This window comes from Yersinia pekkanenii, from assembly GCF_001152565.1.
Taxonomy (GTDB): Bacteria; Pseudomonadota; Gammaproteobacteria; order Enterobacterales; family Enterobacteriaceae; genus Yersinia; species Yersinia pekkanenii.
The window spans coordinates 1-8802 of record NZ_CQAZ01000010.1 but is presented as its reverse complement, the minus strand read 5'-3'; the positions used below and the strand labels follow the sequence as shown (position 1 = coordinate 8802).

The following is an 8802-nucleotide window of genomic DNA, read 5'->3' as shown; positions in this document are numbered from 1 at the left end:
CCGCCTGTTCCCTAACGGAGGACGGGAGTGCGTCGTTAGCCGCAACTTCGTCCAATGCTTTCAATACACAACGCAGGGCGTCTGGCACATAGCCAAGGTCACCACTTCCAATTTCGGCATAAAAACGGCGTACTAATTCACAGTATTGCTGCACAGTAACCCTCCCAGAAAAGTTTAACCCGGTAGATTCTCAGTGGAAGCACCACACTGTCAACCGACGAAGATAAACTCTGAACTTATAAGGACTATAGCACAGGAGTGATGGAGATATTAGAGACAGAACAAAGCTTTCTTTTTAGTATTGATACCGCGAATAATCCTCTTTATGTCGGGCTGGCTGCTGGCAGGCTTAATCAAGTACACTGTCCACCAGATAATTAAGAGGTCACCCATGGCACTAAAAGCAACCATCCATAAAGCTGCTGTTAATATTGCAGATATGGATCGTAATTTTTTTCAGGATATTAACCTGACAATTGCACAACACCCATCTGAAACTGACCAGCGTATGATGCTGCGTTTATTGGCCTGGATCTGCCACGCTGATGAACGTTTGCAGTTTACTAAAGGTTTGAGCGCTGACGATGAACCAGAGATTTGGCGTCATAACGACCACAACGGCATTGAATTGTGGGTTGAGTTGGGGCTGCCGGAGGAAAAACGCCTGCGTAAAGCTTGTAATCAGTCACAGCAGGTCGTGCTGTATGCCTACAGTGAACGCGCAGCCAAGGTGTGGTGGCCACAAGTTCAGGAGAAGTTATCCGGGCACCGTAACCTCCGGGTACGTTTTCTTGATGACGAACAGATGGCAAAGTTAGCTGCACTTTCTCATCGTAATATGTCACTACAAGCAACTCTGCAAGAGGGGACTATCTGGTTATCAGATGCCCAGAATAATCTGGAAATAAGTTTTGCCGAATGGCAAAATAATGGGCAATAAGTGTGTTAATTATATCCAATAGTATCAGTCTACCCGACAGTGAGGTTGAGCTGACCGCGATCCGGGCACAGGGCGCGGGAGGCCAGCACGTCAATAAAACCTCAACTGCTATTCATTTGCGCTTTGACATTAGGGCCTCAAGCCTGCCAGAGTATTATAAAGAAAGGTTATTGTTATTAAATAACCACTTGGTGACTGCCGATGGCGTCGTTATCATCAAAGCACAAGAGTATCGCAGCCAGGATATGAATCGCGAGGCTGCATTGGCGCGGTTGGTGGCGTTAATTCGCCAGGCAATGGTGGTGGAAAAGGCCCGTCGGGCGACGAAACCGACCAAAGGCTCAAAAATAAGGCGAGTCGAGGGTAAAGTCCGCAAAGGTGCGACCAAAGCGTTACGAGGGAAAATTCATCAGGAATGATGCCGGTAGTTGGCATTAGCGTCACCGCGTTGCGGCTAAGACAGCCTCATTCCTTATATATCGGACACAGTATGGGAGAATAACTGTGAAAAAATTAACGATAACGCTAGTTTTGGCAGTAGGTGCACTGTCATTACTTGGGTGTAATAATCGGCATCAGCCGGTTGAGCAATCTTTACAACCCATGCAGCAAAGTTATCAGGGAGTATTGCCCTGTGCGGATTGCAGTGGCCTGGATACCTCGCTGTTCCTTGACAGTGACGGGACTTTTATCCTGAAAGAAATTTATCGTGGCGTCACTCATCCTGATGACAGTAGCGATGGTGATCAGGCGTTTGCTGAATACGGTAAGTGGGCACGTACAGCGGATAAGCTGGTGCTGACTAATGGGCGGGGGGAAAAACGCTACTTCCGGCCGGTAGGTAAAAATCTGGTGATGCTCGACCAACAAGGGTTACCTATTATATCGACACTGAACTATCAACTTGCCCCTGGCGATCAGCCTTTGCCAAAAACACCGATGCCTTTGAGCGGGATGTATAAGTATTTTGCTGATGCCGCAGTATTTACCGATTGCGCAACGGGCAAGACTTTCCCGGTAGAAAATAATATCGCATTGGAAAAAGGGTATTTAAGTACCCGTAAAAATGCAGGTGAACCCGTATTCTTGACTCTCAATGGTCATTTTGATGTGCGGCCGTCGATGGACGAAGGGCAATCAGACAAAACGCTGATCCCAGCAGGTGATATTCAGTTTAATGCCAATAAGAGCTGCGGCAGTCAGTTGTAAACAATAAAAAAACCGCCAGTAGCTATTCACTCTCTGGCGGCTCGATATTGCTAGCTAATGTTAGCGTTTGATTTGGCTCAGCAGGAAATCGACGATTTCGCTGGTTTTAATCATTTGCTTCTCGCCAGCCCGACGATTTTTGTATTCCACTTCTTCGCTATCGAGGTTGCGATCGCCAATCACGATATTGTGTGGCACGCCAATCAATTCCATATCTGCAAACATCACGCCCGGGCGCTCTTTACGGTCGTCAAGAATAACGTCAATGCCATGAGAACGCAGGGTGGCATATAGCTCTTCCGCGAGTTCTTTTACCCGGAAAGATTTATGCATATTCATCGGTAAAATTGCCACCTGGAATGGTGCAATTGCATCCGGCCAAATAATGCCACGGTCGTCATGATTCTGTTCAATAGCAGCAGCAACCACACGGGATACCCCGATACCGTAACAACCCATGGTCATTACTTGGTTACGGCCATCTTCGCCCTGAACCGTGGCTTTCATCGCTTCCGAGTATTTAGTGCCTAACTGGAAGATATGACCCACCTCGATACCACGTTTGATCTGCAAAGTGCCTTTACCATCTGGGCTAATATCGCCTTCGACCACATTACGCAGGTCAGCAACTTGTGGCAGCGGCAAATCACGCTCCCAGTTAATACCAAAGTAATGTTTACCGTCGATATTCGCACCCGCGCCGAAATCGCTCATTACCGCCACACTGCGGTCAGCCACCACCGGTACTGGCAAATTAACCGGGCCTAATGAACCAGGGCCTGCGCCAATAACCGCGCGGATCTCTTCTTCGCTGGCAAAAGTCAGTGGTTTGGCGACTTGTGGCAGTTTCTCTGCTTTGATCTCATTTAGCTCATGATCGCCACGCACCAGCAAGGCAACCAACTTATGGCCACTCTCTTCGTGAGCATGAACCAACAAGGTTTTTACTGTTTTCACTATTGGAAGGTTGAACTGCTCAACCAATTCGGCGATGGTTTTTGCCTTCGGAGTATCAATGATACGCAGCTCTTCTATTGCCGCTGTCCGTGATTCAGCAGGGGCCAATGCTTCAGCGAACTCAATATTAGCGGCATAATCAGAATCGGTTGAGAATACGATATCGTCTTCGCCACTTTCGGCCAATACCTGAAATTCGTGAGATGCACTGCCGCCGATCGAACCGGTATCTGCCAGAACTGCACGGAAATTCAAATCCATTCGTTCAAAAATCTTACTGTATGCCGCATACATCGCGTCGTAAGTTTCCTGCAAAGATTCTTGAGTGGTGTGGAAGGAATAAGCATCCTTCATCAGGAACTCGCGAGCACGCATCACGCCAAAACGTGGGCGAACCTCATCGCGGAACTTGGTTTGAATTTGGAAGAAATTCAGTGGCAACTGTTTGTAAGAGTTGATCTCACCGCGAATCAGGTCAGTAATAACCTCTTCATGGGTTGGGCCGAGAACAAAAGGGCGCTCGCCACGATCAACAAAACGTAACAGCTCAGGGCCATATTGTTCCCAGCGGCCACTTTCTTGCCACAAATCAGCTGGTTGCACGACGGGCATTGAAACTTCGATAGCACCGGCATTATTCATTTCTTCGCGCACGATGTTTTCGACTTTCTTTAACACCCGAACCCCGGTTGGCAACCAGGTATAAAGACCTGAGGCCAGTTTACGGACCATCCCGGCACGAAGCATCAGTTGGTGACTGATCACTTCAGCATCGGCAGGTGTCTCCTTCAGAGTGGCGAGCAAATATTGGCTAGTACGCATGATGTTTTGGTTCCATTAGCGCTGCAACAAGTAGAGGCAGCCAAAAAGTAAAAAGTGGTTTAGTTTACCAGCGAGTACGGGTTGTCAAAAGAGAACTGGGTGAAATTTAGCGCAGGTCGAGTGATAACACTTCCGTTTGCTGGCCAACAACCCGCCAGCACACATTAAATTCCAGTAATAGAACGGCATATTCACGGCTTTCACTATCTTCTTTACGGTAGGCAGGGCGTGGGTCTTGCGCCAGAACCTGAGTAATAAAACGCCGCAACTGTGGATAACGTTTTTGCTGCTGTGCTAACTGTTGCTCAGCTGTAGTAGAAAAGCAAACGTGCATATCTGCATCAGGGGCCGTTTGAGCAAAACCAGCACGCGCCAGTGGCTGGCTCTCGGCGAAAGGCAGATAGGGCTTAATATCAATCACCGGTGTGCCATCAACCAAGTCCAGGCTGCCTAACTCAAGGATCACGTTCCCCTCTTGGCAATGTACACTTTTCAGCTCAATCAGGGACATACCAATAGGATTTGGACGGAAAGTGGAGCGGGTGGCAAATACGCCGATCCGGGTATTGCCCCCTAAGCGTGGGGGGCGAACCGTCGGACGCCAGCCCCCTTCCATGGTTTGATGGAAAACGAACATCACCCATAAATGGCTAAAATCAGATAAACCGCGTACGGCTTCTGGCTGGTTATAGGGAGGCAGTAGCTGTAATTCGCCTCCGCCATCTTCAATCAAACCGGGTTGCCGCGGCACCGCAAACTTTTCTTTATAGGGCGAGCGGATCACGCCAATCTGATTAAAGGAGAATGTACTCATTTTGATGAAACATTCAGTGCCGAGCCTTGACACACGGCTTGTTGATAGCAGCCGGGGACTCCGTTCTGGATTTCACATTCATGCAGCAGGACGGCATTTGCTTTCATATAGGATGCACGGATCTGCATCCTCTTGCGGGCGGTTGCGATACTGGCTGGCGAGTCCTGAACCGTCGATTGGCAAGATTCACCAGAGACTTCGCCTAAGTCGCGAAAAGGCTTGCCAACAAGTTCTTCAGCACTTTTATACAGTTTTACGGGTACCGGGCGAGGAGCTGCTGTTGGGCTAGGTTTGGTCACTGGAGGCGGTTGTTTAACCGGGCTTTCTGTGGTGGATGGCTTTGATTGAAGCAGGGAGCATCCAGTTAGCGAAAGGGCTAACAGACACAGAGGTAACGCACGCATAGAAATTCCTCGGCCTTTTTTAACTAAGAAGTGCTATTGAAGCAATCTATTATGCAAATAACAAGACGGGCCGTAGCCCGCCCTGCAATATATTTAGCAAACATTGAATTTAGCTTCGCTGTATTCAGCAAAATAGCCAATTAACGATTACCAACCTTTAACTGCGCCACCGTTGAATGCTTTGTTTGCCGCGTCGTAAACTTCATCAGACTGGTAAGCTTGAACGAATTTCTTCACGTTTTCCGCATCTTTATTATCTTCACGGGCCACGATCAGGTTAACGTAAGGTGAATCTTTGTCTTCGACAAACAGGCCATCTTTAGCGGGTGTCAGGCCAATCTGGCTCGCGTAGGTGGTATTGATAACAGCCAAGGCGATTTGTTGGTCATCCAAAGAACGGGGTAACTGAGGCGCTTCCAGCTCAACCAGTTTCAGATTTTTAGGGTTCTCAACCACGTCCAGCACGGTTGGCAGCAAGCCAACACCCTCTTTCAGTTTAATCAACCCTACTTTTTGCAGCAGCAACAGTGAACGGCCGAGGTTAGTTGGGTCGTTTGGCAGTGCTACCTGAGAGCCTGGTTGTAACTCATCCAGTGATTTGATTTTTTTAGAGTAACCAGCAATCGGGTAAACGAATGTGTTACCAACAGAAACCAATTTGTAGCCACGATCTTTGATTTGCTGATCCAGATAAGGTTTATGCTGGAAGGCGTTCAGGTCAATATCACCCTTGCTCAGTGCTTCATTTGGCAATATATAGTCATTGAAAGTAACCAGTTCGACATCCAGACCATATTTATCTTTTGCTACTTTCTGAGCAACTTCAGCAACTTGTTGCTCAGCACCGACAATGACACCCACTTTAATGTGGTTTGGTGCTTTTTCGGCCGGGCCGCAACCCAGCAGAGCCAGAGTACCAATCAGTGCGCTGACAGCTGCGATAGATTTGAATTTTAAAGACATATCCTTACCTCTATAGACATTCGTTATAAGATGCGCCGTGGTGTGAGTCCGTCGCGAATTAATGATTATTTGTGGGTAACGGCTTTTACGATCCGATCACCACTGAACTGAATCAGATAAACCAGAATTACTAATAATACTAATACTGTATTCATTACAGTGGCGTTATAGCCAATGTAACCATACTGATAACCGATCTGGCCTAAGCCACCGGCACCGACTGCACCACCCATAGCAGAATATCCCACCAGGGTAATTAAAGTAATTGTGGCGGCATTTACCAAACCGGGTAGCGCTTCGGGTAATAACACCTTTTTGATAATTTGCATTGGGGTAGCGCCCATGGCACGGGCCGCCTCAACCAAACCGGACGGGATCTCCAGCAGAGCATTTTCTACCATACGAGCAATAAAGGGCGCGGCACCCACAGTTAATGGCACAATCGCTGCCTGCAAACCAATAGAAGTACCGACGATCATTCGAGTGAAAGGGATCATCCATACTAATAAGATAATAAAAGGTATGGAACGGAAGATATTCACTATCCCAGACAGGGTGCGATAAATGTTATTATTCGCGATAATTTGCCCAGGACGGGTGACATACAACAGCACCCCGACCGGTAGCCCCAAAACAAAACCAAAGAAACCAGACACAAAAGTCATCATTAGAGTTTCCCAGACGCCTCGGCCCATTAACCACATCATTGCCTCAGACATAACCCAGAACCTCTACTTTTACATGATGATCTTGCAAAAACTTGATGGCAGCGAGACCATCCTGATTGTCGCCATGTAGCTCTGCCAGCATGACACCAAATTTAACTCCGCCAGCATAATCCATTTGTGAGCTAAGGATACCGATATCAATATTGAAACGACGTACAGCCTGTGAAATCAACGGTGCATCAACAGACTGACCGGTAAACTCCAGTTTCAGCAGTGGAACACGATCCGCAGTTGGCTCCTGAGTCATCCGCTTGGCATAATCCTCTGGAATATCCAAATGCAGGGTTGATTGGATAAATTGTTGCGCCAGCGGGGTTTTCGGATGTGAGAACACTTCGCTGACACTATCTTTCTCAATCAATTTACCTTCACTGATAACCGCAACCTGATCACAAATACGTTTTACCACGTCCATTTCATGGGTGATAAGCAAAATAGTAAGACCTAACCGGCGATTGATATCTTTCAGTAATTCCAGAATTGAACGGGTAGTTGCAGGGTCCAGTGCGCTGGTGGCTTCGTCACACAGCAGAACCTTAGGATTACTGGCCAATGCACGGGCGATGGCCACGCGCTGTTTCTGCCCACCAGATAGATTCGCAGGGTAAGCATCTTGTTTATCAGTCAGACCGACTAAATCTAGCAGCTCAGTGACTCTCTTCTTTATATTTGCACGTGAAGTGTTATCCAGCTCCAGGGGCAGCGAGATATTGCCATATACGGTACGGGAGGAGAGTAAATTAAAATGTTGAAAAATCATGCCTATTTGGCGACGTGCGCGAGTCAATTGACCTTCAGACAAGGTTGTCAGGTCTTGCCCATCCACCAGGACCTGCCCGCTGGTAGGCCGTTCTAACATATTGGCGCAGCGAATTAGTGTACTTTTACCGGCGCCTGAGGCACCGATAACGCCATAAATTTGCCCAGCAGGGACGTGTAAGCTCACGTCTGAAAGCGCGGTAATCGAGCTCGAACCCTGTTGGAATACTTTGCTGATGTGAGAAAGTTTAATCATATTATTCTTATTTTATCGTTAATTCCGTGGCTAGATAATAAATAAACTTCGGTAGAACCAAAGTATGGATTGGATGTTAAGGCGTCTAGACGGCTAAGTCAACTGGCAACACTGATTCTCTTCCATTCTCAATCGGCAATAAAACATGCGATACTAATAAGGTTTACAGCCCTCAGGAGCAGATAAGTGACTCAGCCCGTCCCCGCAATATTTTTAGATCGTGATGGTACAATTAATGTCGATCACGGTTATGTCCACGAAATTGATAACTTCCAGTTTATCGATGGCGTTATTGATGCATGTCGTGAATTGAAAGAAATGGGTTTTGCTTTGGTACTGGTAACCAATCAATCAGGTATTGCGCGCGGTATATTTACCGAAGAGCAATTTTTAAATCTCACCGAATGGATGGATTGGTCTCTTGCTGACCGTGGTGTGGATTTGGACGGCCTTTATTTCTGTCCGCATCACCCCGATGGCAGTGTAGCGGAGTTCAGTGAAACATGTGAATGCCGTAAACCGCTGCCTGGCATGTTACTGCAAGCACAAAGCGAATTGAACATTGATATGGCTTCTTCTTATATGGTTGGTGACAAAATTGAAGATATGCAGGCAGCATTAGCGGCTAATGTCGGCACTAAAGTGTTAGTTCGCACCGGTAAGCCTGTTAGCGCAGAAGGAGAGGCGCTAGCTGATTGGGTGCTAAATAGCCTGGCAGATCTACCAAAAGCGATAAAAACGCACCATAAATAACCTTTACGTTTAAATAATCATCAAACGGAAAAAACTTTACTATAAACCCTTGCCATTCTGAAGTAGCTCCCTATAATGCGCATCCATCGACACGGCGCTGTGAGCAACTTCACAGAGTGGCCGGGAAGAGCAGAGAAAATTAACTGATTAAGTGATTGACTCTGTAGCGGGAAAGCGTATTATCTGCCTCCCGCGTT

11 protein-coding genes are annotated in these 8802 nt (G+C 47.3%); 4 read left to right on the top strand and 7 right to left on the bottom strand.

Translation table 11 applies throughout. From position 1 onward, the window contains the following. The coding region (locus tag AEP37_RS06635) for a YaeP family protein (RefSeq protein WP_016591428.1) at window positions 1-154 on the bottom strand (154 nt) is incomplete at its 3' end. Window positions 155-391: 237 nt separating this feature from the next. Between AEP37_RS06635 and AEP37_RS06630 the strand changes: the two genes are divergently transcribed. From AEP37_RS06630 to nlpE, 3 genes are all read left to right on the top strand, one after another. Next, on the top strand, window positions 392-940 hold the full coding sequence (locus AEP37_RS06630; RefSeq protein ID WP_049611696.1) for a YaeQ family protein: 549 nt from the start codon (window positions 392-394) through the stop codon (window positions 938-940). 2 nt (window positions 941-942) lie between these two features. Next, complete coding sequence (arfB, locus tag AEP37_RS06625; protein WP_049611693.1) at window positions 943-1359, top strand: alternative ribosome rescue aminoacyl-tRNA hydrolase ArfB; 417 nt, start codon at window positions 943-945, stop codon at window positions 1357-1359. A gap of 85 nt (window positions 1360-1444) precedes the next feature. Then, a complete protein-coding gene (gene nlpE, locus AEP37_RS06620) occupies window positions 1445-2149 on the top strand; it encodes an envelope stress response activation lipoprotein NlpE (RefSeq protein WP_049611690.1) in 705 nt (234 codons plus the stop codon). A 60-nt stretch (window positions 2150-2209) separates the two neighbouring features. Here nlpE and proS read toward each other — a convergent pair whose 3' ends face one another. The 6 genes from proS to metN all read right to left on the bottom strand — a co-directional run bounded on the left by proS (window position 2210) and on the right by metN (window position 7852). Further along, window positions 2210-3928, bottom strand: a complete 1719-nt coding sequence (proS, locus tag AEP37_RS06615) for a proline--tRNA ligase (RefSeq protein WP_049611687.1) — start codon at window positions 3926-3928, stop codon at window positions 2210-2212. A 106-nt stretch (window positions 3929-4034) separates the two neighbouring features. Beyond that, entirely contained in the window at window positions 4035-4742 is a 708-nt protein-coding gene (tsaA, locus tag AEP37_RS06610; RefSeq protein WP_049611684.1) for a tRNA (N6-threonylcarbamoyladenosine(37)-N6)-methyltransferase TrmO, read from the bottom strand. Next, window positions 4739-5146 (bottom strand): Rcs stress response system protein RcsF, encoded by a 408-nt coding sequence (gene rcsF / locus AEP37_RS06605; RefSeq protein WP_049611681.1) that lies wholly within the window; start codon window positions 5144-5146, stop codon window positions 4739-4741. The genes tsaA and rcsF overlap by 4 nt, the downstream gene beginning before the upstream one ends. A gap of 147 nt (window positions 5147-5293) precedes the next feature. Beyond that, the gene (locus AEP37_RS06600; RefSeq protein ID WP_049611679.1) at window positions 5294-6109 is read right to left on the bottom strand and encodes a MetQ/NlpA family lipoprotein; all 816 of its coding nucleotides are present in this window, start codon (window positions 6107-6109) and stop codon (window positions 5294-5296) included. A 65-nt stretch (window positions 6110-6174) separates the two neighbouring features. Continuing rightward, window positions 6175-6828, bottom strand: coding sequence for a methionine ABC transporter permease MetI (locus tag AEP37_RS06595; protein ID WP_049611676.1), 654 nt, complete (start codon window positions 6826-6828; stop codon window positions 6175-6177). Beyond that, window positions 6821-7852, bottom strand: a complete 1032-nt coding sequence (gene metN, locus AEP37_RS06590) for a methionine ABC transporter ATP-binding protein MetN (RefSeq protein ID WP_049611673.1) — start codon at window positions 7850-7852, stop codon at window positions 6821-6823. Before metN ends, AEP37_RS06595 begins: the two co-directional genes overlap by 8 nt. 186 nt (window positions 7853-8038) lie before the next feature. Here metN and gmhB point away from each other — a divergent pair, with 186 nt between their 5' ends. Continuing rightward, window positions 8039-8605, top strand: a complete 567-nt coding sequence (gmhB, locus tag AEP37_RS06585) for a D-glycero-beta-D-manno-heptose 1,7-bisphosphate 7-phosphatase (RefSeq protein ID WP_049611670.1) — start codon at window positions 8039-8041, stop codon at window positions 8603-8605. The last annotated feature ends 197 nt before the right edge of the window (window positions 8606-8802 follow it).